The organism is Kitasatospora sp. NPDC038210, assembly GCF_055600605.1.
The window spans coordinates 1-22,930 of sequence record NZ_JBVJYK010000034.1 but is presented as its reverse complement, the minus strand read 5'-3'; the positions used below and the strand labels follow the sequence as shown (position 1 = coordinate 22,930).

Annotated in this window: 21 protein-coding genes and 3 pseudogenes; 13 read left to right on the top strand and 11 right to left on the bottom strand. The window is 72.3% G+C overall.

What is annotated here, in order from left to right; translation table 11 throughout:
* Positions 1-8 precede the first annotated feature (8 nt).
* The 3 genes from ACZ7KX_RS38035 to ACZ7KX_RS38025 all read right to left on the bottom strand — a co-directional run bounded on the left by ACZ7KX_RS38035 (position 9) and on the right by ACZ7KX_RS38025 (position 2,633).
* Positions 9-194: a hypothetical protein gene (locus tag ACZ7KX_RS38035; protein WP_470330511.1), complete on the bottom strand. Its 186-nt coding sequence runs from the start codon at positions 192-194 to the stop codon at positions 9-11.
* Between the two features lie 179 nt (positions 195-373).
* Positions 374-1,543 carry a methyltransferase domain-containing protein gene (locus tag ACZ7KX_RS38030; protein WP_470330510.1) on the bottom strand — a complete coding sequence of 390 codons (1,170 nt, stop codon included), beginning with the start codon at positions 1,541-1,543 and terminating at the stop codon, positions 374-376.
* A gap of 499 nt (positions 1,544-2,042) precedes the next feature.
* Complete coding sequence (locus ACZ7KX_RS38025) at positions 2,043-2,633, bottom strand: TetR/AcrR family transcriptional regulator C-terminal domain-containing protein (protein WP_470330509.1); 591 nt, start codon at positions 2,631-2,633, stop codon at positions 2,043-2,045.
* A gap of 133 nt (positions 2,634-2,766) precedes the next feature.
* Here ACZ7KX_RS38025 and ACZ7KX_RS38020 point away from each other — a divergent pair, with 133 nt between their 5' ends.
* The 3 genes from ACZ7KX_RS38020 to ACZ7KX_RS38010 all read left to right on the top strand — a co-directional run bounded on the left by ACZ7KX_RS38020 (position 2,767) and on the right by ACZ7KX_RS38010 (position 6,563).
* Positions 2,767-3,564, top strand: a complete 798-nt coding sequence (locus ACZ7KX_RS38020) for a 2OG-Fe(II)-dependent halogenase WelO5 family protein (RefSeq protein ID WP_470330508.1) — start codon at positions 2,767-2,769, stop codon at positions 3,562-3,564.
* Positions 3,565-3,586: 22 nt separating this feature from the next.
* Complete coding sequence (locus ACZ7KX_RS38015; protein ID WP_470330507.1) at positions 3,587-4,627, top strand: threonine/serine dehydratase; 1,041 nt, start codon at positions 3,587-3,589, stop codon at positions 4,625-4,627.
* Between the two features lie 241 nt (positions 4,628-4,868).
* Positions 4,869-6,563 (top strand): IS1182 family transposase, encoded by a 1,695-nt coding sequence (locus ACZ7KX_RS38010; protein ID WP_470330506.1) that lies wholly within the window; start codon positions 4,869-4,871, stop codon positions 6,561-6,563.
* A 115-nt stretch (positions 6,564-6,678) separates the two neighbouring features.
* Here ACZ7KX_RS38010 and ACZ7KX_RS38005 read toward each other — a convergent pair whose 3' ends face one another.
* Positions 6,679-7,419 carry a hypothetical protein gene (locus ACZ7KX_RS38005; protein WP_470330505.1) on the bottom strand — a complete coding sequence of 247 codons (741 nt, stop codon included), beginning with the start codon at positions 7,417-7,419 and terminating at the stop codon, positions 6,679-6,681.
* A 150-nt stretch (positions 7,420-7,569) separates the two neighbouring features.
* The gene (locus ACZ7KX_RS38000) at positions 7,570-8,355 is read right to left on the bottom strand and encodes an AraC family transcriptional regulator (RefSeq protein ID WP_470330504.1); all 786 of its coding nucleotides are present in this window, start codon (positions 8,353-8,355) and stop codon (positions 7,570-7,572) included.
* A 207-nt stretch (positions 8,356-8,562) separates the two neighbouring features.
* Between ACZ7KX_RS38000 and ACZ7KX_RS37995 the strand changes: the two genes are divergently transcribed.
* Positions 8,563-9,441 (top strand): NmrA/HSCARG family protein, encoded by an 879-nt coding sequence (locus ACZ7KX_RS37995; protein WP_470330503.1) that lies wholly within the window; start codon positions 8,563-8,565, stop codon positions 9,439-9,441.
* Between the two features lie 55 nt (positions 9,442-9,496).
* Positions 9,497-10,393: an NADP-dependent oxidoreductase gene (locus tag ACZ7KX_RS37990; protein WP_470330502.1), complete on the top strand. Its 897-nt coding sequence runs from the start codon at positions 9,497-9,499 to the stop codon at positions 10,391-10,393.
* Between the two features lies 1 nt (position 10,394).
* On the opposite strand, the gene ACZ7KX_RS37985 is transcribed toward ACZ7KX_RS37990, so the two are convergent.
* From ACZ7KX_RS37985 to ACZ7KX_RS37975, 3 genes are all read right to left on the bottom strand, one after another.
* Positions 10,395-10,604 carry a hypothetical protein gene (locus tag ACZ7KX_RS37985; protein ID WP_470330501.1) on the bottom strand — a complete coding sequence of 70 codons (210 nt, stop codon included), beginning with the start codon at positions 10,602-10,604 and terminating at the stop codon, positions 10,395-10,397.
* Between the two features lie 285 nt (positions 10,605-10,889).
* Positions 10,890-11,186 carry a hypothetical protein gene (locus tag ACZ7KX_RS37980; protein WP_470330500.1) on the bottom strand — a complete coding sequence of 99 codons (297 nt, stop codon included), beginning with the start codon at positions 11,184-11,186 and terminating at the stop codon, positions 10,890-10,892.
* 10 nt (positions 11,187-11,196) lie between these two features.
* Positions 11,197-12,075 (bottom strand): IS4 family transposase, encoded by an 879-nt coding sequence (locus ACZ7KX_RS37975; protein ID WP_470330499.1) that lies wholly within the window; start codon positions 12,073-12,075, stop codon positions 11,197-11,199.
* Between the two features lie 135 nt (positions 12,076-12,210).
* Here ACZ7KX_RS37975 and ACZ7KX_RS37970 point away from each other — a divergent pair.
* Positions 12,211-12,809: pseudogene (locus ACZ7KX_RS37970) on the top strand (transposase); the annotation flags it as partial.
* A gap of 5 nt (positions 12,810-12,814) precedes the next feature.
* Here the strand turns inward: ACZ7KX_RS37970 and ACZ7KX_RS37965 are convergent.
* Positions 12,815-12,997: pseudogene (locus ACZ7KX_RS37965) on the bottom strand (YccF domain-containing protein); the annotation flags it as partial.
* Positions 12,998-13,144: 147 nt separating this feature from the next.
* Here ACZ7KX_RS37965 and ACZ7KX_RS37960 point away from each other — a divergent pair.
* The gene (locus ACZ7KX_RS37960; protein ID WP_470330498.1) at positions 13,145-13,534 is read left to right on the top strand and encodes a hypothetical protein; all 390 of its coding nucleotides are present in this window, start codon (positions 13,145-13,147) and stop codon (positions 13,532-13,534) included.
* Positions 13,535-13,728: 194 nt separating this feature from the next.
* Positions 13,729-14,463 (top strand): response regulator transcription factor, encoded by a 735-nt coding sequence (locus tag ACZ7KX_RS37955; protein ID WP_470330497.1) that lies wholly within the window; start codon positions 13,729-13,731, stop codon positions 14,461-14,463.
* A gap of 92 nt (positions 14,464-14,555) precedes the next feature.
* Here ACZ7KX_RS37955 and ACZ7KX_RS37950 read toward each other — a convergent pair whose 3' ends face one another.
* Positions 14,556-14,876 (bottom strand): ricin-type beta-trefoil lectin domain protein, encoded by a 321-nt coding sequence (locus ACZ7KX_RS37950; RefSeq protein ID WP_470330496.1) that lies wholly within the window; start codon positions 14,874-14,876, stop codon positions 14,556-14,558.
* 243 nt (positions 14,877-15,119) lie between these two features.
* On the opposite strand from ACZ7KX_RS37950, the gene ACZ7KX_RS37945 reads away from it, so the two are divergent.
* From ACZ7KX_RS37945 to ACZ7KX_RS37930, 4 genes are all read left to right on the top strand, one after another.
* Positions 15,120-16,169, top strand: coding sequence for a hypothetical protein (locus tag ACZ7KX_RS37945; protein WP_470330495.1), 1,050 nt, complete (start codon positions 15,120-15,122; stop codon positions 16,167-16,169).
* 35 nt (positions 16,170-16,204) lie between these two features.
* A complete protein-coding gene (locus ACZ7KX_RS37940; protein ID WP_470330494.1) occupies positions 16,205-17,017 on the top strand; it encodes a helix-turn-helix domain-containing protein in 813 nt (270 codons plus the stop codon).
* The gene (locus ACZ7KX_RS37935; protein WP_470330493.1) at positions 17,014-17,697 is read left to right on the top strand and encodes a hemerythrin domain-containing protein; all 684 of its coding nucleotides are present in this window, start codon (positions 17,014-17,016) and stop codon (positions 17,695-17,697) included. Before ACZ7KX_RS37940 ends, ACZ7KX_RS37935 begins: the two co-directional genes overlap by 4 nt.
* 95 nt (positions 17,698-17,792) lie before the next feature.
* Entirely contained in the window at positions 17,793-18,707 is a 915-nt protein-coding gene (locus ACZ7KX_RS37930; RefSeq protein ID WP_470330492.1) for a TIGR03619 family F420-dependent LLM class oxidoreductase, read from the top strand.
* Positions 18,708-18,732: 25 nt separating this feature from the next.
* Here ACZ7KX_RS37930 and ACZ7KX_RS37925 read toward each other — a convergent pair whose 3' ends face one another.
* Complete coding sequence (locus ACZ7KX_RS37925) at positions 18,733-22,143, bottom strand: ATP-binding protein (RefSeq protein WP_470330491.1); 3,411 nt, start codon at positions 22,141-22,143, stop codon at positions 18,733-18,735.
* Between the two features lie 135 nt (positions 22,144-22,278).
* Between ACZ7KX_RS37925 and ACZ7KX_RS37920 the strand changes: the two are divergent.
* Positions 22,279-22,491 (top strand): annotated as a pseudogene (locus ACZ7KX_RS37920) (transposase); the annotation flags it as partial.
* Between the last annotated feature and the right edge of the window lie 439 nt (positions 22,492-22,930).

Genomic DNA, 22,930 nt, shown 5'->3' with positions numbered 1-22,930 from the left:
CAGTAGCCCTACCGGGCCCCGCCGGCGGAGGCCGGCGGAGAGACCGTGCCCGTGGCGGCCGGCTCCGGCATGACGGTGACGTAGGTCGGCGCCGGAGCAGTCTGCCGGGAATCGGCGGCCAACCATCCGGCGCCGAACGCGACGATGCCGAGCAGGACGGCGCCGAGGACCAGACTCACGATGTGCTGCTTCATGGCCCAAGGGTCGGGGCGGCAGCACCAACTGCCGCTCAGTCACGGCCAGATGAGTACCCGCAGGGTCAAGCCTTGTTGACGCGGAGGCTGCTGGTGTTCCGGTCGAAGGTCCGCTCGATCCCTCGATCCGGGGATGCCCGGTCCAACGGTCGACATCACGGGACCGGGTCTGTGCGGGATCAGGACGTGGTCTGGTGCAGCCGTCCGACCGGCCACCGCGGACCGCTCTCCGGGTCGCCCTGCCACGCCCACTGGGAGTCCGGGGTGACGGTGACGCCGTAGTCGTAGCGGCTCGGCCGGCCCAGCTCCTCCCACTGCGTCCAGGCGGCGAGCACCTCGTCACCGATCCGGCGCGGCCCGCCCTGGAGCAGCAGCGACGGCCTGCCGGTGTCCCGCGCGACGACCGTGGCCCATGACCGGTCCCCGTCGTGGAGCCAGGCGTTGAGGCCGTCGTCGTCCCGGCCGGTGAGCAGCACCGCATCGGGGACGGCCACCCGCAGCGCGAACCGCAGGTCCCAGTTGTCCAGCGGGGCCATGTCGCGTTCCACCTCGCGTCGGGCCTCGGGTTCGGCGCTGCCGCGCACCGCGGCGTAGGCCGTGCTGCCGGTGTCGGCCTGCGGGGGGCCGTGCCGGTCGCCCATGAACTGGGCCAGGCCCTGCACCCATCCCCGGGCGCTGCGGCCGTCGTCGGCGACGGTGAGAGCGACGTGCCCGAGCCGGCCCCAGGGGTAGACGATCCGCCCGCCCGGCCGGACGGCTTCCACCCAGGACCGGGGGACGGTCTCGACGGCGTAGGTGGCGTGGATCCGGTCGACCGAGCCGCCGCCGGGCGGCCCGGCGGCGGTGCCGTTGGCCACGGCGGCCACCGTGTCGAGCCCGGCCGCGGCGAGCCGGGCGCGGGCGAAGGCGGCCAGGTTCTCGTCCACCTCGGTGGTCACCACCAGGCCGGGCCCAGCCCGCCAGGAGGAGAGCGCTGCCGTCCAGCCCTGGCCGGTGCCGATGTCCCACACCCGGTGCCCCGGCGCGACCCGGAGGCTGTCCAGCATGTCCGCCACCACGGACGGCGCGGACAGCGACGAGGACGGCCGGCCGCCGTTGAGCTGGGTCACGGCAGCGGAGTGGATCCCGGAGTACAGCTCGTCGGCCCAGCCGCCCGGATCCACCGTACGGTCGAGGGGCACGTAGGCCCGGCCGTTCCACCGCCACAAGCGGTCCGGCGCGAACCGGTCCCGGGGCAGCGCGGCGAAGGCCTCCCGCAGCCACGGCGAGTCCGTCGGCCAGGCTCCGTGCCGCTCCATCTCCGCGTCCAGGCGCGTTCGGCGCCCGGCCAGATCCTCGTCAGAGCTCACGACTTGCGGTGCTTCCCGTCGGACGGCGGCTCCGGCGGAACCTGCCCATCCGCGTTGCCGGGCGGAGGCGTCCCGTCCTTCGGGTCCGGCGCCGGCTTCTCGTGCTCACCCATCGCGGCATCCCCTTCGATCGTGTGCAACGGTCGGCCGCCCATCCTCACGCACACCCACACCGGGCGGTAGAGGGCGTACAGGAGCGAGCCGGCCCCACCGCACGCCGCTCACACGCAGCGCGGCGCCAGTCCCCGCGGACGACGGCCACCGGCCCGACGTACCAGGCCCCGGCCGGGCCGGTGACGGCCAGCCGCTCACCGTCCAGGACAGCCGACCAGCCCGGGTGCGGCCCGACTCCGTCCGCCGGGCACCGGGAAGACCAGCCGTCACCGGTTCCGACCCCGGCACAGGCCCGACGCGGATACAGGATCGCCGGACGGCCGTGGATCAGCTCGGACCACGGCACCAGGCCGCGGTACGCCGCCAGCGCACCTTCCACCGCGGGCTACCGCTCCCCGGCGGCCCGGGACGCCGGGTCGGCGCAGCGCACGAGCTGACGCAGGGCGTCGAAGTAGACCTCGTGGTCGACCACCGCGGCCACCACGGTCTCCAGGTGCCCGGTCAGCGCCGGGAACGCCTGCGGGTCCAGCGCCGCCAAGGCCTGCCGGGTGAGCAACTGCGCGGCCCTCGGCTCGTGGTGGTCCACGAACGAGGCGGCCCCGAGAGTGAGCAGGTACAGCCGCCGGTAGACGGCGATCGATTCCTCGGGGCTCATCCCGGCGGCCAGCGAGTCGGCGAACTGCGGCTCGACCAGGCGCTTGAGCAGATGAGGGCTCATCCACGGCCGGGACCCGCGCAGCGCCACCAGTCCCGGATGGTCCGTCAGCACCCCGTACAGGGCGCGGAAACGGCGCTCGGTGGCCTGCGCCCACGCGGTGCCGGGTTCGATCTCCGGCAGCTCGGCGGCCAGGTGGTCGGTGACCATGTCGAGCAGCCCGGCGAGGTTGGTGCAGCGGCGCTGCAGCGACCCGACCGAGATCGTCAGCTCGGCGGCCAGCGTCCGGAACGTCAGGGCGCTGGGCCCGTCCCGATCCACGATCAGAAGTGCGGTTCTCGCGATCCGTTCAGGAGTCGCGCGATCAAGAGAAGCAGATTGTCCAGGCATGCGATACACCGTACGATACCTCGTATCGCTACGCCAGGCTCATACAACCTCACGGAGGATGACCATGACCGCGACGGCGCTCGACCCCCTTTTCGTCGCCACCGACAGCGACCGTTTCACCGAACGACACCTCGCCACCCTCATCGCCGGCACCCGCGCAGCCGTCCGCATCCCCCGCTTCCTCACCTCCGACGACTGCCAGGCCGCCATGGCCACGCTCGACCGGCTGCCCACCGCGGACTACGACCCCACCCGGGTCCCCACCCCCATCGTCCGCTTCGGACCCGCCCTCAACGACTACCGCCGGCCCGACGCCACCCTCGACGCCGACCGCTACTGGTCGGCCGCCGACACCGCCCGCCAGGCCTGGCAGCACGCCGCCCTGCGACCCGACCCGATCGCCATAGCCCTCGGCCGGCTCGGCACCGCCTGGGGAGCAGCGGTCGCACCGGCCACGATCGCAGGCCGCCCGCTCTTCGGCGGTACCCTGCGCGAGATCAACGCCGGCGCGCTGATCCACTACGACGACATCAGCCGCGAGTTCCCGGCAGGCCTGTTCGACCAGCAGGTGGTCGCCCAGCTCGCCTTCAACGTCTGGGTCGCCGCCCCGCAGAGCGGAGGCGAGACCACAGTGTGGCGCCACCGGTGGGAGCCCGCCGACGAACACCACCGCCACGCCTACGGCTACCGGCCCGAGGCCGTCGAGCACGCCCAGCACGTCAGCCTCACCCCGCAGTGCGGCGACGCCCTCTTGTTCAACCCCGCCAACTTCCACGCCGTCCGGCCGAACACCGGGCGCCGCATCGCCTTCGCGTTCTTCCTCGGCCTGACCACCAACGGCCAGCTCGTCGCCTGGTCGTGACCACCCCCACAGGAGCAGCACCGTGCACCACATCGAGTACGGCGACATCAAGGAAGCCGCCCACCGGATCACCGGGCGCGTGCGCCCCGTCGCTCTCGCCCAGGTCGACCAGGGCGCCATCCGCACCGCCCACCGCGACCCCTTGGACGAGCGGCCCGCCACCGAGTGCCAGGTCTGGCTGGGCCTGGAGTTCATGCAGCACACCGGCAGCTTCAAGGCCCGCGGCGCCCAGAACTTCCTCCTCGCCCACGCAGAAACCGGAACCCTCCCCGACACCGGCATCACCATCGCCTCCGGCGGCAACGCCGGACTCGCCTGCGCCTGGGCCGCCCAGCAGCACGACGTGCTCGCCACCGTCTTCCTGCCCACCACCGCGCCGACCGTCAAGGTCGACAAGCTCCGCGCCTACGGGGCCGACGTCCGCCTCGTGGGCACCGAGTACGCCGAAGCCCTCGCCGCATGCGAGGAGTTCGCCGCCGCCACCGGCGCACTCGCCTCCCACGCCTACGACCACCCGCTCATCGCCGCCGGCGCCGGAACCCTGCTCGAAGAGATCCACCAGCAGATCCCCGACCTGGACACCGTCGTGATCGCCGTCGGCGGCGGAGGCCTCTTCGCCGGCATCGCCGCCTCCGCCCGCCACCACGGCATCCGCGTCGTCGCCGTCGAGCCGGAGAACTGCCGCGCGCTGAACGCCGCCCTGTCCGCCGGACACCCGGTGGACGTGACCGTCGACTCCGTCGCGGCGGACTCCCTCGGCGCCCGCCGCGCCTCGGCCACGGCCCTGCACGCCGCCCAGCAGGACGGCGTGCACTCCGTCCTGGTGCCGGACGCCGAGATCGTCAAGGCCCGCCAGGCCCTGTGGGACCACCGCGGGGTCGCCGTCGAACACGCCGCCGCCACCGCCCTTGCCGCCCTCACCAGCCCCGACCGGCACCGCCCGGACCGCGATCTGCCCACCCGCCCCACCGGGCCGACCCACAGCTACCGGCCCGCCCCCGGCGAGAAGGTCTGCGTCGTGCTCTGCGGTTCCAACACCGACGTCACCAGCCTCATCGACTGATCACAACCCCGTTGGAGGGGGACGGCGCGGCTGGGTCCGTCCTTCTCCGACGCGCGCCGCACTGAGCAGAGCGCCAAGGGACCAGTACTGGCAGGAGTCTGTGATCGGGTGATCTCACTGGGCGTTTCGTCCTGGGTCTCAGCTTGACTCTGTCGGGGATCTTGGAGCTTCCCGGTGTGCCCGTCTGGCAAGCGGGCATGCTCGGAGCTGATCGAAGACCGTGCAGTTGTCGAGGTGTCAGTTGTCGCTCCGTCCCCGCTCCGGTGAGCAAGTCCCTTCTCTGACCGCGCAGATCGCGCGGGCGAGCAACCCGAGCGGCACGACGGCGATGTGGGTCAGAGACCGGCTGGACGGGCTGTGGCGCGACGAGGACTTCGCGGGCTGGTACCCGCGCGACGGACGTCCCGGCATCTCGCCTGCCCAGCTGGCCACCGTCAGCGTGCTGCAGTTCCTGCTCGGTCTGTCGGACCGGCAAGCGGCCGAAGCGGTGCGCTGCCGTATCGACTTCAAGTACGCGATGGCCATGGAGTTGGACGATCCCGGCTTCCACCACAGCGTGCTGGCCGACTTCCGCGAGCGCCTCACCCAGGACAACCGCGCCGACCGCCTCCTCGACCTGGCCTTCGCACGCCTGAAGGAGGCCGGACTCGTCACCGAGCGCACCACCCAGCGCACCGACTCCACCCACGTCCTGGCCGCGGTGCGCGACCTGACCCGGCTGGAACTGGTCACCGAGGCCGTCCGCGCGGCGCTGGAAGAAACGGCCCGCACCGCTTCGCACCTGCTGACCGGCCTGGTCGACGAGGACTGGGGGCGCCGCTACGGCCGCCCGGTCCGCCTGGGCAAGAACCCCACCCGGCCCAAGACCAGGATCCTCGCCGCAGGCGAGGACGCCTGCCGCCTGTTGGAACACCTCCACCGGCACGCACCCGGCTACCGGCCCGGCCCACAGGCAGACGCCCTGCGCCAGATCATGGTGCAGAACTACTACCGTGACTCGGCGGGCCGTCTGCGCTGGCGGACCGCCGACGACGGCGGCCTGCCGCCCTCCGCCTCGGCGATCGTCTCCCCTTACGACACCACGGCACGCTACGTCCGCCACGGGCACATCATCAGCTGGAAGGGATTCGCCGCGCACGTCACCGAGACGTGTGCCCCCGACAGCGTCAACGTGATCACGGACGTGGCCACCACCTCGGCCGCCACCAACGACGGCCAAGCCCTGCCCGGCATCCACACCCGCCTGGCACGCCGTGAACTGCTGCCCTCCGAGCACCTGGTCGACGGCGGCTACATCTCCCTGGTCCACCTCGAACGAGCCGCCCGCGAGCACCAGGTCACCATCAGCGGGCCGCTACCGGGCAACCCCACCCGCCAGCACCGCAGAAGGGAGGGCTTCGACCGGGACGACTTCCACATCGACTTCGACCGCCAGCAGGTCACCTGCCCGAACGGCCAGGTCAGCGCCGGCTGGCACGGCCCCTACCCGACCTCCTCGCCCACCGCGGCACCCCTGATCGTGGCACGGTTCACCAAGAGCCAGTGCCAACCGTGTCCCGACCGCCCCCGTTGCACGAGCTCCAGCGACGCCCGGAACGTGGGCTTCCCCCCGCGAGAACTCCGCGACCTGCAGGTCCACGTCCGCGCCGAACAGCAGACACCCGAGTGGAAAGCCCGCTACGCGGTCTGCTCCGGTATCGAGGGCACCATCAACGAGTTCGCCCACGGACACGGCATGCGCCACTGCCGCTACCGAGGCCAGCCGAAAGCCCACCTGCAACACGTCCTCACAGCCATCGCCGTCAACATCGAACGACTCAGCGACCGACCAGTCACCGAAGAAACCCCGCCACCGAGACCACCGACCGCCTTCCAGACCTACCTCGATCAGAACGACATCCTCCGGCCGAAGTCCTGGCGAACCCTCGGCACTTGAACCCCATCATCCAAGATCCCCGACAGAGTCAAGCTTAGACACGGGATGCAAGTGGCGCGCGCTGCCGAAGGACTTCCCGGCCTTTCTGTGGAATCAGCTTTGTCAAGGGGGGTCCTCATCCGATGCCCGTTGTCGTCTGCTGCATCACCGCTGCTTGGGCAGCGGCTTCTTCCACTTGGCGCCGACCAGCGTGGCCTCGGCTCCAGATGAACGCACGCCAACGGCGCGGTTCTTCGCTGCTCCAGTTTCTGAACTCCTGGACTGCGACGTTGTCGGACAGCCGCCACCGGATGGTGCGGCCTGAGGCTTCGGGGACGTCGGTGAGGCCGTCGAGTCGCTCAGCGAGTGCTCGGCTGTCGACCTCGGTAGTGGTGCGGTCCCAGGTCGAGACCATGTCGGTGAGGGCGTGGGATTCAATGAGTGCCGGGAGGGCAGGGGCGATTTCGAGAAACGTGCCGCTGCCATCGTCCACGCCGACTCGTCCGTCCGTGTGCACCAGGTAGCGCACTGGGGAGGAGACACGTTCTCCGAACCAATCGAAGTACCACCCGTGGGCTGGGCCAGCCGAGACGCCCTGGCCCAGGTCGTAGTGCCAGTCGCGGAGCCTGTCGTAGCGTTCGCCTTGGACGGTGTAGCTGCTTCGCACCTGGTAGTGGAGCCCGCCGTACCTCTGCTCGAATCCCTCCCGGCGGATGACAAGCATGGTCGGTGTGGGAATCAGCTGGCCAAGGCCGTCCCGGAGCCGCAGGAACTCTGTGGAGAGCCGGGGTTCCTGGGGGCTATCGCGTCGGCCGGTTCGTTCGAGCAGACCTATGGCGCGGGCGGAAAGACCAGCTGGGTCATTCAGGATGTGCATCCTGCACTTCTTTTTTCATCACGGGGTACGGACAAACCGGCGCAGACACCACCAGGCAACAGCCCGCCGCAGCCACGACCGGCGGCGACTCGCCAGCCCCTCAACCGGATAGATCACGAAGTCGCACTGGAGTACTACCCCGCCAACCTCTCACCCATGGGAGCGGCGGGAGGACCGAGCCGACGAGCGATAGGCTCCGGGTGTCTGACCGACCAGCACGGTGAAGGCGTCGATGAAGCTGCTGGGGTTCGACCAGCCCAGCCGGATCGCCGTGTCGGTGACCGAGGCGCCGTCGCTGAGCTCGATCAGCGCCCGTTGGATGCGCAGCAGGGTACGCCACTGGTGGAAGCTCATCGACAGCTCGCTGCCGAACAGTCGGCTCAGGGTGCGTTCGCTGGCGCCGGTGCGGTGGCCCAGCTCGGCCAGGGTCGCCGGGCTTGCTGGGTCCACGTGAAGCAGGTCGGTGACCGCCTTGAGGCGCCGGTCGCTCGGCTCCGGGAGGCGTAGCGGCTCTTGTGCGGCGCGGGCGAGCTCGGCGAGTACGACGTCGATCAGCAGCCGCGCACGGGGGCTGTCCAGCGGCTCGCCCTCGCTCATCAGCGCCAGGTAGGCCTCGCGCAGCAATGCGCTCGCCACGAAAACCGACGGCTCGGCCGGCAGTTGTCCGGTCAGCGTCACGGGCAGCGACAGCACCCGGATGTCCGTCTCGCCGTACGCCTTGCTGCTGTGCACCGCGAAGGGCGGCACCCACATGATCCGACTGGCCGGCGCCACCCAGGTGCCCACCTGGGTCGCTGTGACCAGGGCCCCACGCGCGGCGTAGCGGAGCTGGCCATAGTCGTGGAAGTGCGCGGCCACGTCGGCGCCATGGGCCAGCGGCGCCGACAACGGCCCATCGTCGGTGCAGAAGCTCGGCTCGCCGCTGGGGTCGGACACGCGATTGAGGCTACCCGACGCTGGCGGGTTATCGGAAGAACCTGGCGGGATACCGGTGGTGCGCCTGGCGCCGCAGACGCATCGTGGAGACATGTCACAACAGATCAAGCTCGAGGACGCCGCGCCCGCGTCGTCCTCCCCCCGCCGCCGAGGTCAACACCGGACTCGTGCTCACCTCGCTCACGCCCTGAGTGAAGGGTGGCAGCGATGAGCACACAGACGACCGGCACGATCGCAGTCTTCGGCGCGACGGGGCGACAGGGCGGGGCGGTGGTCGACGCGCTGCTGGACCACAAGGCCCCGGTGCGGGCCCTGGTCCGCAACCCGCAATCCGACCGGGCTCAGGCGCTGGCCGCCCGCGGCGTCGAGCTGGCGGCCATCCGGACCGACGACCCGGCGTCGTTGGCCGCCGCGCTGACGGCGGTCGAGGCGTTCTACTTCATGACCCCGGAGGCGAACAGCCTCGAAGAGGTCGAGACGGAGATCCGCATCGGCACCGCGCTCGTCGACGCGGCGGTCGCGGCACGCGTCCCGCACGTCGTGTTCAACTCGGTCTTCGGCGCGGACCGGGAGCGGGGTGTGCCGCACCATGACTCGAAGCACTCGATCGAGGAGCACCTGAGGAAGTCCGGCCTCCGGGCCGAGATGGTTCGCCCGACCCCCTTCATGGAGGAGATGGCACCGAGCCTGGAGCACGGAGAGGTCGTGCTGAGGCTGCCGCTGCCGGAGGACGTCGCCCTGAAGATGATCTCGGTCAGGGACGTCGGCCGGGTCGCCGCCGCGCTCCTGCTCGACACCGCGGAGGCGCCCGGCGGAGCCGTCGAGCTCGTCGGCGACGAGCTGACGGGCCCTCAGATCGCCGCGGCGTTCGGCGCGCGCGCCGGGCTCCCGGCACGTTACGAGGCCCTCCCGTTGAGCGTGCTTCCCAGCGACCTCGACAGGGCGATGTTCCGCCAGTTCGCGAAGGCGGCGGAACACCCGTCGGATCTTGCGGTGGTGCGGGCGATCGAGCCGGCCACCCTGGACCTGGCCGAATGGATCCGATCCACCGGCTGGACCGCGCCCGCCGGTCCAGGCCGAGGTTGATCTTTCACCTAGAACGTTGATCTTTCACCTAGAGCGACGAGCACTGGAGCAGGACATGAAGGCGATCACCTACACCGAGTTCGGCGGCCCGGAAGTCCTCCGCCTCGCAGAAGTCGACGAGCCGCACGCCGGACCCGGACAGGTGCGGCTGAAGGTCGTGGCGGCAGCGGTCAACCCGCTCGACTACAAGATCCGCAACGGGTGGAGGCCGCAGATGGCGCCGCCGTTCCCGGTGATCCCCGGCGTGGAGGCGGCCGGCGTCGTCGACGAGGTCGGCGAAGGCGTGACCGGCGTCGCGGTGGGTGACGAGGTCCTGGGCTGGACCGTCACCGGCGCGTACGCCGAGTACGCGCTGGCCGTCGACTTCGGCCCGAAGCCCGCGGACCTCGACTGGGACCTCGCCGCGGCACTGCCCGTCGCCGTCGAGACCTCGGTCCGCGTGCTCGACGCCCTCGGCGTCGGGGAAGGCGACACGCTGCTGCTGCACGGAGCTGCGGGTGTGGCCGGCGCCGTCGGTGTTCAGCTCGCGGTCGCCCGCGGCGCCACGGTCATCGGCACCGCCTCCCCCGGCAACCACGACTACCTGCGCTCGCTGGGCGCGATCCCGGTCGCCTACGGAACCGGCCTCGCCGACCGGGTCCGCGAGGCCGCACCGCAGGGCATCGACGCCGTGTACGACGCCGCGGGGGCGGGCGACCTGGAGGTGTCGATCGACCTGCTCAACGGCACCGACCGGATCATCACCATCGCCGATCCGAAGGCCGCCGAGCAGGGCGTCACCTTCTCCGGCCCCGCCCCGTTCGGTTCCCGCCTCGGCGAGTACGCCCGCCTCGCAGCCGACGGCAAGCTCACGGTGCGCATCGCGCAGAGCCTTCCGCTGGAGGACGCCGCGAAGGCGCAGGAGCTGAGCGCGAGCGGTCACGCCGCCGGGAAGCTCGTCCTGCGGCCGTAGCTCAGTCCCCGGCCGGCTGGGGAGGCACGACGGCAGCGCCCCAGCCGGTCGTCACGGTCCCGGCGAACCCGGCCAGCTCGTCCGCCTCCACCGGTCCTGCCTGCCGCAGGTGGCCGAGACCGCGGGCGAGCAGCAATTCCGCCTGCTGCTCGCACCACGTCCGCACGTCCCCGGCGCCGGCCGCCGCGGCCGCGAGCGGCCGGCCGGGCACCAAGCTCCGGCGTGAACACCTCGGCCGGCACTCCCAGCCGCAACCGGCGGCCCTGCCCCCCACGGAGTTCCATGCCTGGTCAACAGGTCAGGGGCGGCTGAAGCAACGTTCGGGCGCTGGGAGACCTTCACCGGAAGGGCAGGACGAGATCTCGGGAACCGCTCTGAAACCGCCTCGACCACGGTCGGCGCTACCTCGGGACGAGATGCCCAGGTACACGAAACTGGCTGTCGTCGAACCGGCGTTTGCTCCATGATCCCGGGGGCGGGAGTCCAAGATGCCGCCTCAGCCCTTCAACGACCAGGAGCCCGTGTGTCGGTCGAGCTCGACATCCCGGAATTTCCCTATGAGGAGCCTCCTGGCGGGATCACCTGCTGGCAGAAGCCCTGGAACGGTGTCCTCGTCAGGGTGGACCAGATCCCCTTCAAGGCAGGAAACAAACTCACCTTCGACGTGACGGTCTGCAGCGACTTCCTCGGGCGAACCCCGGTCACGACGGTCCAAGGCGTCGTGAGCATCACTGTTGACACCACCACGGTCGACTACACCATCCCGTGGGAGGGCGTCCTGGACGCCGTTCACGAGGGTTCCATCACGGTCTCCTACAGCCTGACCCCTGCCGACGGCAGCAAGCCAACGACCTCCGAGGCCGCCGCGCACGGCCAGCCCTGTGCAGCCACGCGGTCAAGCGCGCCATCGACCGGGTATCGGTGATCACCGACAGATGGGAACCGTCCGCGAGCACGTGCAGAGCGGGGAGGTTGCGACGCCTGTGTATCCTCCACAGCAGGTCCGCACCGGTGGCAGCGGCATCGCGAATCAACTCGAAGCCGTCGTAGCCACGGTCGGCCAGCAACAGCATCCCCCGTTCCAGCGCGGGCAACAGCGCGTGTGCCTGGACCCGTTCCTGCTGGTCACGCGGCCCGAACACCACCGCGATCAAGGCCCGGGTTCCGCACTCGACCAGCGCGGTCAACCGCACCTGCGGATAGCCGACCGGGCGACTGCACCCGCTGCCGTGCAGGCCGAAGCGCGCCACGTTCGCCTCACTGCCGGCGACCTCCAGCGATGTGCCGTCCCAGGCCACCACCCGCAGTCCCCGCCAGAACGCACCCACCGTTCCGGCAGGGGCAACCGGCCCGCGCAGCCGGTCGAACAGCAACGCCAGCGGCGCGGCCCCCAAACGCCGACGGGCGTGACGCAATGCCGCCGACGATGGATCCACCAGGCCGGACCGTGGAAGCCCGGCCACCAGCGACGCCCACACACCGCCGTATCCGCAGTCCATGAACAACGCCATGGCCAGCACGAAGTAGACCACCACCCGCGCGGGAAGCAACCGCACCCGCTTCTCCGCCCGTCCGGTCGCCGCCAGAACCTCGTCCACCAAGACACCCGGAACCCACCCGGTCAGCTCACCCAGATGCCCCGGACCGAACACCCCCGAGCGACCCGGATCGGTTCCACGCATGACAGACTGAACCGGCAACGGAGCTCCCCAACTGCGACTTCGACACTCACAGTTGTGACAGGAGCTCCGTTGCCTCGTCAACAAACGGGCACTCGGCGTGACCAGCGCCGACGGACCTCAACTTCCCGGTCTTGGGGTAAAAGCACCGCGGCGGCGCTCGGGGCCTGGATCGTCTTCGAGGACGAGGCCGGGTTCGCGATGACGCCGCCGCGCGCCCGCACCTGGGGCCGGCGCGGATGCACGCCCGTCGTCCGTGCCCGGGGACGCTCCCGCCCCGGATCTCGGTGGCCGCCTTGTGCTGCTACAAGCCGGGTGAGAAGGGCCGGATGATCTACCGGCCCCGTTTCCATCATCCGCTCAAAGGAGCCCGCAAGAGCTTCGCCTGGACCGACTACCGTGACCTCGTCGTGCGCGCACATCCAGCTCGGCGGTCCGATCGTCCTGGTCTGGGACAACCTCAACAACACCTGACCGCCGGCATGAAGCGGTACACCGCCGAGCACGACTGGCTCACTGTCTTCCAACTGCCCTCCTACGCACCGGACCTCAACCCGGTCGAAGGCCTCTGGTCGCTTCTGCGACGCGGCCCTATGGCGAACACCGCCTTCACCGACGCCGACCACCTCACCCACACCCTCCGCCGCGGGCTACGACATATCCAGCTCCGGTCCACCCTCATCGAGGGATGCCTGACGGGCACCGGCCTGTCACTCGCCTCACCGACCCTGCCCTGAAAACCTCAGTAGTAGGTGCCCCATTCCTTGTCGGTGGAGACGATCTCGCGGCCCAGCGGCGTGAGGGAGATCGGGATCATCTTGAGGTTGGCCCAGCCGAAGGGGATCCCGATGATCGACAGGAACAGCGGGATGCTGGTGAGCAGGTGCCCGACCGCCAGCCACCACCCGGCGAAGACCAGCCAGATGCGGCCGCGGGCGCCCCGGCCGGGTGACCGGGCGGCGGCGCGCGGGCCGTCGAGGGTCCCCGGGGCAGCGACCGGTGGCCCGAGGGACACCGCGTGCCCCGGGCCGGTGACGGGACTGGCCGGCGCGCGGTTACCTCACGGAGTCAGATGATCCGACGACCCCTCCGGGAGACCTCGATGAGCCCGAGCGGAACGATCCCGCGCCGCCTCGCCACTGCCGCCGCCCTGGGCGCCGCCGCCCTCGCGACCGCCCTCGCCCCGGCCGGTACGGCCCAGGCCGCGACGCCGGGGCAGTTCACCCTCTGCTCCGACGGCTACTACTCCTCCTACGCGGAGTTCCCCGACCGGCACTTCGCCACCAGGATCGTGGACCCGGGCACCTGCGCCACGATCGGCGTCAGCGGCTGGAGCAAGGACATCGTCGTCCTCCACCAGGCCAACGGCGCCGTCATCGGTTCCTTCTCCTTCGACGACGCGACCGGTACGGGCGTCTCGACCACCGGGAACGCCTGGTCGGCGGGCTACTACCGCTGGTGACCCGCCGCCACGGCCGGACCTGAGGACCGCCGGTGAGCCCCCGTCACCGGTGCACCGCGCCGCGCAGCGTCCGGGTGTCCCCACCCCCGGGCGGTGCGCGGCGCGCCCCGCAATCCACTTGCAAGTCCCCGCCAAGAGGGCCCGCCTAGCGTCATCGACCTCCGAACCATCGAGGACAGGTGAGTCCGAACCCCATGAACCCCATCACGACCCCGAGGACCCCGACCGCCCCCGAGCCGGTCGCGGTCCAGGCCCCCACCCGCCGCGGCCCGAGCGCCCCGAGGGGCGTCGGCGTGATCCGGACGACCGCCGTCGCGGTGCTCGCGAGCGACCCGATCACCGGCGAGGGGACGAGCCTCGGGCTGCGCCGCCACCCTGGCCTTCGGCTGCTCCAGGACGACGAGTTCCCGCTCGCGGACGTCGCGCTGCTGCTCACCACCGGGGTCACCGAGGAGACCATGACCCGGCTGGAGGAGTTCGCGGCCCGGTCCGACAACCCCGGCCTCGGCGTCGTCCTGGTCACCGAGAGCATCCGCGAGCACCAGGTGCTGCGCGCGGTGGAGCTCGGCCTGCGCAGCGTGCTCTGGCGCCAGCAGTGCGACTTCGACAAGGTGCTGGAGGCGGTCCGCCGGGTGGCCGTCGGCGGCACCGATCTGCCCCCGGCCGTCCAGGGCTGGCTGGTGGACGGCTTCCGCTCGGTCCAGCGCGACGTGCTGGGCCCGCGCGGCCTGACCACGGCCGGGATGGAGACCCGAGAGGTCGCCGTACTGCGGCTGTTGGCCGACGGCCTCGACACGGCCGACATCGCCCGGGAGCTGAGCTACTCCGAACGGACCATCAAGAACATCGTCAGCGGCATGATGACCCGGTTCGGCTTCCGCAACCGGACCCACGCCGTGGTGCACGCGATCCGGTCGGGCGTGTTCTGAGCCGGTCGGGCGCGCCCCTGGCCCGGACCGCCGGGTGCACCCCGAAGGGTCCGGGCCGCCCCGCCGCCCGGTGGGGCGGCCCGGACGGACGGTCAGCGCAGGTACCACTTCTGGTTCGATGTGCCCGTGCACTCCCACAATTGGAGCCCCGTGCCGTTCCCGGAGCCGTGGTCCCGGGCGTCGACGCACTTGCCCAGGTGGGTGTTGACCAGGTCGTGCGCGGGGTTGAGGCCGAACTGCTGGGCCCAGCCGCCGTTGCAGCGCGCCAGCTGGATCACCGTGCCGTCGTCGGACGAGGCGTCGGCGACGTCCAGGCACATCCCCATCGCGCGGACGGTGCCGTCCGGCCGGAAGTCCCAGGTCTGCGCAGTGCCGCCGGTGCAGTCCCACAACCGCAGCGGGGAGCCGTCCACGGCGGCGCGCCGACACCTCGACGCACCGGTCGGACTCGTAGCCGGCGACCATCCGGCCGCTCGGGGCCGGGGCGGGCGCCGGTGGCGGCGGCGCGGGCTGTGCCGCGGCCGGTCCCGGTGCCGCGGGCTGGGCCGACGCCTGAGGCCGGCTGTCCGCCGGAGCGGCCGGCTGGGCCGGGTTCGCGGCCGGAGCGCCGGGCTGCCGGGCCTTCGGCGCCCGAGCACGCCGCCACCGCCGTCGGCGTGCACCCCTCCTGGGCCGACGAGCGGGCGCTCGGCCGCTGGGCCGTCGGGCTCAAGCTGACGCCCAAGTACGAGACCACGCTCGCCCTCAACCGGCTGACCGCGGCGGGCGGCGGGCCGCAAGGGCGCTCGCTGCTCTACCTCGGCGCCAACGCCGACATCGAGCACCCGCTCTTCACCACCCGTGCCACCGAGATGACCCTGGTCGGGGTCGATCCGGAGGGCCTGAACGCGAAGACTCGCGCGGCCCACCTGGAGGAGGTCGTCGAAGCGCTGGAGCGCTCGCTGGGTTCCTACGCCGGGCCGGGCCACACGGTCGCCACGGTCGAGAAGGTCGAGGGCGTGGTGGCCACGATCACCGTTGAGGGCCCGGGCGGGCCGGTGCTCACCGTCGACTACCACGCGCTGACGTACGACGAGTACCTCAAAGCCCACCCCGGCGAGCGGTTCGACGTGGTGATGGACAAGGACTCCTGGCTGCTGGACTGGCGGTCGGAGCGAGACGTCGCGCAGGCCGTCACCGGTCTGCTCGCCGACGGCGGCACGTGGGTCGGCGGCACCCGCCTGGGGCCGTCCGTCGAGGCCGGCTTCACCCGCACGCCGAACGCCCGCCTCGGCCTGGCGGCAACCAAGTGGAGCGGTTACCAGGACCTGCACGTGCGCACCCCGTCCGGCCGTGCGGTAGCCGAAGCCACCCGCCTCGACGACCTGCTCTCCTCGGTCGCCAAGCTCACCGAGGACCGCTTCCGGTTCCGTGACTGGACCTTCGACGAGGACGCGTACCAGACGATGCTGCGCGAGGATTTCAAAAACACGGTGCCCTTCCACCCGCCCTTCACCCGCGACGACGACGCCGAGAACACCGCGAACGCGATCGAGCTGCTCCCCGGCCTGGCGGATCACCTCGCCGCCGAGATCGCCACGTTCGCCACGCGGACCGGCACCTTCGACGCCCGGCGCATCCTGGCCGACCTGGCGCGGGTGCTCGGCGTCGACCCCGCCCTGGTGCTGCCCCCGGACGGGGCGGAGGGCGGGGGCGCTGCCGAGTGACCCCCTGTACCAACGGGGCGTCTATGCTGGCGGCCGTGATCGAGCTCCCCGGCTTCGCCGTCCTGCTGGCCCGTCTGCTGGACCACCGGGGCCTGGCGCCCGCCGAGCTGGCCCGGCGGGCGGGGGCCGCCGAGCCCGAGGTGGCCGCGGTCCTCGCCGGCGCCGTGCCCGAACCCGCGCTGCTGCGCCGGCTCGCGCCCGCCCTCGGCCTGGACGCCGCCGACCTCTTCGAGTTCGCCGCCCTCCCGCTGCCGGAGGACCTTGCCCCGGCCGGTGGCATGGCCACCACCTCGATCACCGGTCTGGTGCGGCTCGTCCTCGCGCTGCCGCCCGCGTCCCGGGCCGAACTCCGAGCCGGCGTCGCCGAGTTGCCGTCCGCACGGCACCGCGGGCGGATCGAGGGCCTGCCCGCCGCCCGGCCGGACCGGCGCACGCCGGGGAACCTGCTGATGCGGATGGTCGCCACCCGCAACCTCGGCTGGAACGGCACGGCGAAGGTCGTCCAGCTGCTGACCGGCCGTTCCCGGATGGCCACCGTCTACGGTCGGATCGCCTCCGGCGAGGCCGAGTTGACCCCGGAGCTGGTCGCCGACCTCGCCACCGTCCTGGCCCTGCCCGCGGCGGACCTCGCCGCGGTCCTCGGCCTCCCGCTGACGGCGGACGCCCTGGCGCCGGGCGGGGCCGTCACCGACGCCGCCCTGCTGCTCCGGGACCTCCGGCGGCTGGGCTCGAGCAGTTGCGCGAGGCCGAGGACCTCGCCCGGGCCCTGCCACCGGCCTGAGACGGGCGCATCGCGGCAAGTCAGGTGCAAGTGCGGTGCAACCGGGCTCCGAAGACTGGTGGCATGACTTCGAGCAACTCCTCCGATGCCACCCTCCACCACTACACCCGCGAAATGGCGATGATCCACCAGGTGTTCCGCCGCGAGTCGCGCCTGCTGGCCGAACTCGTCCAGGAGGTGCGCCCCGGCGACACCGAGCGTTCCCGGATCCTCGCCGAGCACTGGCGGCAGTACGCCGTCGGCCTGCACGCCCACCACACCGGCGAGGACGAGATGCTCTGGCCGGTGCTGCTGCCCCACCTGGACCTCGACGCCGAGCAGGTCCTGGCGATGGAGGCGCAGCACCACGGGCTCAGCGCCGGGATCGAGGAGGTCCGGGGGCTCGTGGAGCGGTGGGAGTCCCGCGCCCTGACCGAGGACCGTGACGAGCTCGTCGCGGCCCTGCACCGGCACCACCGGCAGCTGTGCGCCCATCTCGACGAGGAGGAGCGGGAGGTCATGCCGCTGGTCGCGCTCCACGTGAACGAGAAGCAGTGGCAGGCGGTGGGGGAGCGGGGCCTCGCCGAGACGCCCAAGAACCGGCTGATGATCGCCCTGGGCGCCATCCTGGAGGACAGCTCGCCCGAGGAGCGCCGGGAGTTCTTCGCCCGGCTGCCCCTGCCGGCCCGGCTGCTGTGGCGGCTCTTCGGGCAGCGGCAGTACCGCCGCGAGACCGACCGGATCCGCGGCCGGCGCACCGCCGCCTGATGGGCCGTCCCCGTCCCGCCCCCTTCCGTCTCACCCCCTCCCGTCTCACCCCCTCCCGTTCTACCCCCGCCGTCCCGACCGAGGAACTCCCACCGATGCGCATCGGATTCTCCGTGCCCCAGTTCGGCCCGTTCGCCGACCCCGACCGCAGCGCCGCGATGTGTACGGCGCTGGAAGCACTGGGCTGCCACAGCCTCTGGGTGGGCGATCGGCTCCTGTCGCCGCTCACGCCCCCCGACGGCTACGCCGGCGGGGGGCCGATGCCCGTCCGGTACGGCACCCACCTCGACCCGCTGCTCGCCCTGGGCCTGGCGGCCTCGGTCACGGAGCGGGTGCGGCTGGGCAGCAGCACGCTCAACGCCCTGTGGCAGCCGCCCCTGGTGCTCGCCCGGGCGCTGACGACCCTCGACCTGATCAGCCGGGGGCGGCTGGACGTGGGCATCGGGCTGGGCTGGATGCGTGAGGAGTACCAGGCCGCCGGGGTGCCCTGGCAGGGCCGCGGCGCCCGGCTGGAGGAGACCCTCGATGTCCTGGACGCCGTGTGGTGCGGTGATCCGGTCGTCCACACCGGTCGGCTGTGGACGATCCCCGAGTCGACCGTGCTCCCCAAGCCCCACCAGGGCCCGAGGCCGCCGGTCATGCTGGGCGGCTTCACCCCGCCGGCCCTGGAGCGGGTCGGCCGGCGGGCGGACGGCTGGCTCGCGGCCTCGATGCCGGTGTCCTACCTCGACGCTCTCTGGGCGGTCGCCGTCGAGGCCGCCGAGCGGGCGGGGCGGGACCCGGCGGGTCTGCGCCGGGTGTTCCGGGTGAACCCCGACGTCACCGCGGTGGAGGCGGATCCCTCGGAGATCCACCAGCGTGGGACGGTGCGCCAGCTCTGCGACCACCTCAGGGTGATGTGCGGGTCGGCGAGGGACGAGGTGCTGGTGGACCTGCAGCTGACGACCGATTCGCCGGAGGAGTTCCTCGACCGGGCCGCGGCCTTCATGGCCGAGCTGACCGGACCGTAACAGTTCCGGACCGTGACGGTTGCCGCTACGCGGGTGTCGCCGGCAGCCCGTCCAGGGCCGTCCGGGCGGCGTCCGCCCACAGCGGGGAGTCCCAGGCGGCCGCCACCCGCGCGGCTTCGAGGTAGTGGCACCGGGCCCGGTCGGGGCGGTCCAGGAACCGGGTGAGGTCGCCCAGGGTCTGCGCGACGGGCCGGAAGACGATGCTGAGGCTGCTTGCCCCGCCCGGGGAGGCCTCCAGGGGGAGCAGGTCCCGGTACACCTCGTCGGCCGCCGCCCGGTCGTCCAGGGCGATGGCGGCCGCGCCGCGCAGCCCGGTCAGGATGAGGAAGGCGAAGTCACGCCGCAGCGGCGCGCGCCGGGCGAACACCTCCCGGGCCTCGTCGGGTCGGCCGGCGGCCAGCAGCGCGAGAGCGGTGAGGGACTCGTTGACCGGCTGGTACTGCTCCCACACCGCGAGCAGCATCGGCAGCACCTCGGCCAGCCGGCCCTGCTGCAGCCTGATGCACCCGACGGCCAGCGCCGCCAGCCCGTCGAGGTCCACCGCTCCCCGGGCGCGCAGCTCCGCCACCCCCGCCCCCAACGCCTGCTCGGCCTCCTCGAAACGACCCCGGGCCATGGCGACCATGGGATCGCGCAGCCTCGCCACCGCGAACGCGCCCTGCAACTCGTAGGCGCGGGCGATCCCGTCGGCCTGGACCAGGCACCGCTCCATCTCGGCCGGGTCATTGCGGGCGGCGGCGATCCGGGCGGCGATGTAGGACGTCATCCAGGCGTACTCGGGGCTGTCCTGGGAGGCGGCCACATCGGCCAGTTCCCGGTGGAGCTCCGCGTAGGCGGCGGGTTCGAGTTCGCCGTCGACCCGGCGCAGCAGCGAGGTGAGCGTCAGGCCCCGCAGCCGGGGCTCGCCCACCCTGCGGGCGAGTTCCACGGCCTCGCGGGAGACGGCCACGGCGCTGGGGTCGATGTCGTCGAGCGCGTCGGCCAGCTGGTCGAGGAGCAGGCACCGCTGCCGGTCGGATGCGGCCGGGCTCTCCAACAGCGTCCTGAGCTCCTCGACGGCCTCGGTGTCGAAGCTCGCGTACGCGCGCACGCGCCAGGGCGTCGGTTCGGTCCACGTCGTGTAGGCGGCGGTCAGCAGGTCGTCCCGGCCCTCGGCACGGGCCACCCGGACGGCCTGCTGCTGTGCCTCGCGGGCCGGTACCACGGCCCCCATCCGGATCCGGCAGTCCACCAGTTGTCCCAGCAGCGACACCCGCAACAGGGCGGCGTCCTGGTCGGCGAAGGCGGCCGGATGTTCGGCGAGGAGGCCGAGGGCGGATGTCAGCAGGGCCTCGGCGTTGCGGGGGGCGTAGCGGCGCACCGCCTGCTCGCACGCCAGCCGGGCATGGTGGACTGCGGGCCCGGCATCGGCGGTCACCACGGCAGCCGCCTGCAGGAGGTGGTGGGCCGTGGCGGCGACGTCGTCCGAGCCGAGCGCGATCAGGCTCCGGCCCAGACGGGAATGCATCCGGGCCAGGCGCAGCCGGGTGAGGTCGGCCTCCAGGGCGTCCCGCACGAGGGCGTGGGTGAAGCGGACCGTGCCCGGACGGGGCTCGGTGAGCAGCCCGGCGGTGACACCCGCGTCCAGGGCGTCGAGGAGCTGCTCGGCATCGCAGTCGGCGGCGTGGACCAGGAGGGCCACCGCGGCCTCGCGTCCGGCCACGGCCGCCAGCCGCAACCCGGCCGTGACGGTCGGCGCGAGCAGGGCCAGCCGCCGCCGCAGGACGTCCTGGACCCCCTGCGGCACGCGGGCCAGCGCCTGCTGCTCGCCCTCACCGGCCATCAGCAGCGAACTCTCGTGCAGATAGAAGGGGTTGCCCCCGGCCCGTTCGGCCAGCGCCGCCGCGGCGTGCTCGCTCATGCCGGCCGCACCGCGCCGCAGCAGCTCCTTCGCCTGGGCGTCCGACAGTCCGCCGATCGCCAGCCGGACGGGCGAGCAGGCGGCCAGGCGGGCCAGCGCCCCGGTCAGGTCCCCCTCGCCGGTGCGGTACGAGCCCACCAGGAGCAGCGGGACGTCGCGCAACTGCTCGGCGCAGAGCAGGAACAGCTCGATGCTCTCCTGGTCGCCCCGGTGCAGGTCGTCCAGCACGATCGCCAAGGGCCGCCGCTCGGCCGTCTCACGGAGCCAGCCCAGCAGCGCCCGGTGCAGGCGGAAGCGCCGGGCGGGGCTGCCGTCCGGGTGCTCGGCGTCGCTCGTGGTGCCCGGCGCCAGCAGCGGGGCGAGCTCATCGGCGTACGGGCCGGGTGGCGAGGCCTGTGCCAGGGTCGGCAGCATGTCGAACCAGGCCCGGCCGGGCGGGGCGCCGTCGGTCTCCGGGCAGTTCCCGGTGCCGACCAGCCAGCCCTGGTGCGGCAGTTGGCGGACGGCGGCCTCCAGGAGGCTCGACTTGCCGATGCCGGCCTCGCCGGTGACCAGGACCACCTGGGCCAGGCCGCCCCGGGACCGGTCCGCCGCGGCGGCGAGCCGGGACAGCTCCTCGTCACGGCCCAGGAGCCGACCGGGCGTGAGCACCGTGGGCGTCCGGCGGTCGACCGTCACCATCTCACAGCGCGTCGCCTTGGCGGGTGCTCCGGGCGTCCGAGCCGTGGCGGGCGCTTCGGTCGTCGGACCCGTGGCGGGCGCCCCGGTCGCCCGGTGGAGCACGTCCAGGCGCTGGTGCAGCAGGGCCTGTTCCAGTTCCAGCAGCGCGGGTCCGGGCTCGATGCCGAGTTCCTCGCCGAGGACGCGGCGGGCCCGGCGCAGGGCGGCCAGGGCCTCCCCCTGGCGGTCCCGGGCCCACAGGGCCAGGGCCAGCAGACGCCAGCCCTCCTCGTGCAACGGCTGCTCCCGGGTCAGCGTGCCCGCGTCGTCGAGGGCCTGGGCGACCTGACCGCAGCCCAGCCGAGCCGCGGCCAGCCGTTCGCGGGCGGTGCGGTGCACCTCCTCCAGCCGAGCGCGTTCACCGGCCGTCCACGGCTCGTCGGAGAACTCCGCGTACGGCTGCCCACCCCAGGAGGCGAGTGCCTCGGCCAGGCCCTCGGCGGCGACCCGGGCGGGCAACCCTGCCTCCGAACACGCCGCCACCCGGCTCTCGAACGCCCAGGCGTCCACCGCGTCCTGCTCGACGGCGAGGGCATAGCCGTAGGGCGCGCTGACCAGCAGTCGCGCGGGCGTGCGCGGTGCCCGGTTCGGTTCGAGGACGCGCCGCAGACGCGCGATGTAGGCGTGGAGCGATCCCTGCGCACTCGACGGGGCATGGGTCGGCCACAGCCGCTCGATGATCCGCTCCGTGGGCACGACGGCTCCACGGGCGAGCAGCAGTTGGACGAGCACCATGCGGGCGAGCCGACCACCGGTGTCGACCGGGCGGCCGTCGACCTCGACCCGGAACGAGCCGAGCACCTTCCATACGATCATGACGAGGACATCATAGGAGGACGGGACGGCGGCCACGGACGGCAGGACGTGCTGTTCCTGTGCTGCGTTTGGCCCGGCCGCCACGTGGTGATGCCGAGTCATGACCGTGAGTCTCGCATGAGGATCAGGCGAGGACCCGCCCGACAATGGAAGAAGATCCAATCGACGAACCCTCTGGAGCGGATCAACCGCGAGGTCAAGCGCCGCACCGACGTCCAGGTGTTGCCGAACGACGACGCACTGCTGCGGCTGGTCACCGCCGTGCTCTTCGAGCTCCGCGACGAGTGGATCGCCTTCCCCCGCCGCTACCTGCCTGAGGGCAGCATGGGCCAGCTCTACCCCACCAAGCTCCCCGAAAGCGCCCCCAGCGCTACCCAACACCACCAACGCGCCCGCCGATTGATCGGCTACACCACGAATGGGAACATGGCCCGAAGCTTTCATCCGGGCCCGCAGGGCTCAGTTCGCCACGGCGGCGAGGTCGGCGGCTCCGAAGCCGACGGAGAAGCGCTTGCACCAGATGACGGCGCTCTTGTAGCGGGTCAGGTCGATGCCGGTGGGGACCGTGTAGTTCTGGCTACCTGCGGCTTCTTGAAGCCAACGTGCCGCATCCCCGGGTCAGCGACCTGATCTTTCATCCCCCGGCCGAACTTCGGGACGGCTCGGCCGAGCAGATCGTCGACAAGGTCCTCAGTGGACGTTAAGTCCGTTTCTGGTAGCGGCCTCGTTCGGGTTGGGTGAGGAAGCCTTGGCGAGTGAGGCGTCCGAGGCGGCTGCGGGTGATGTT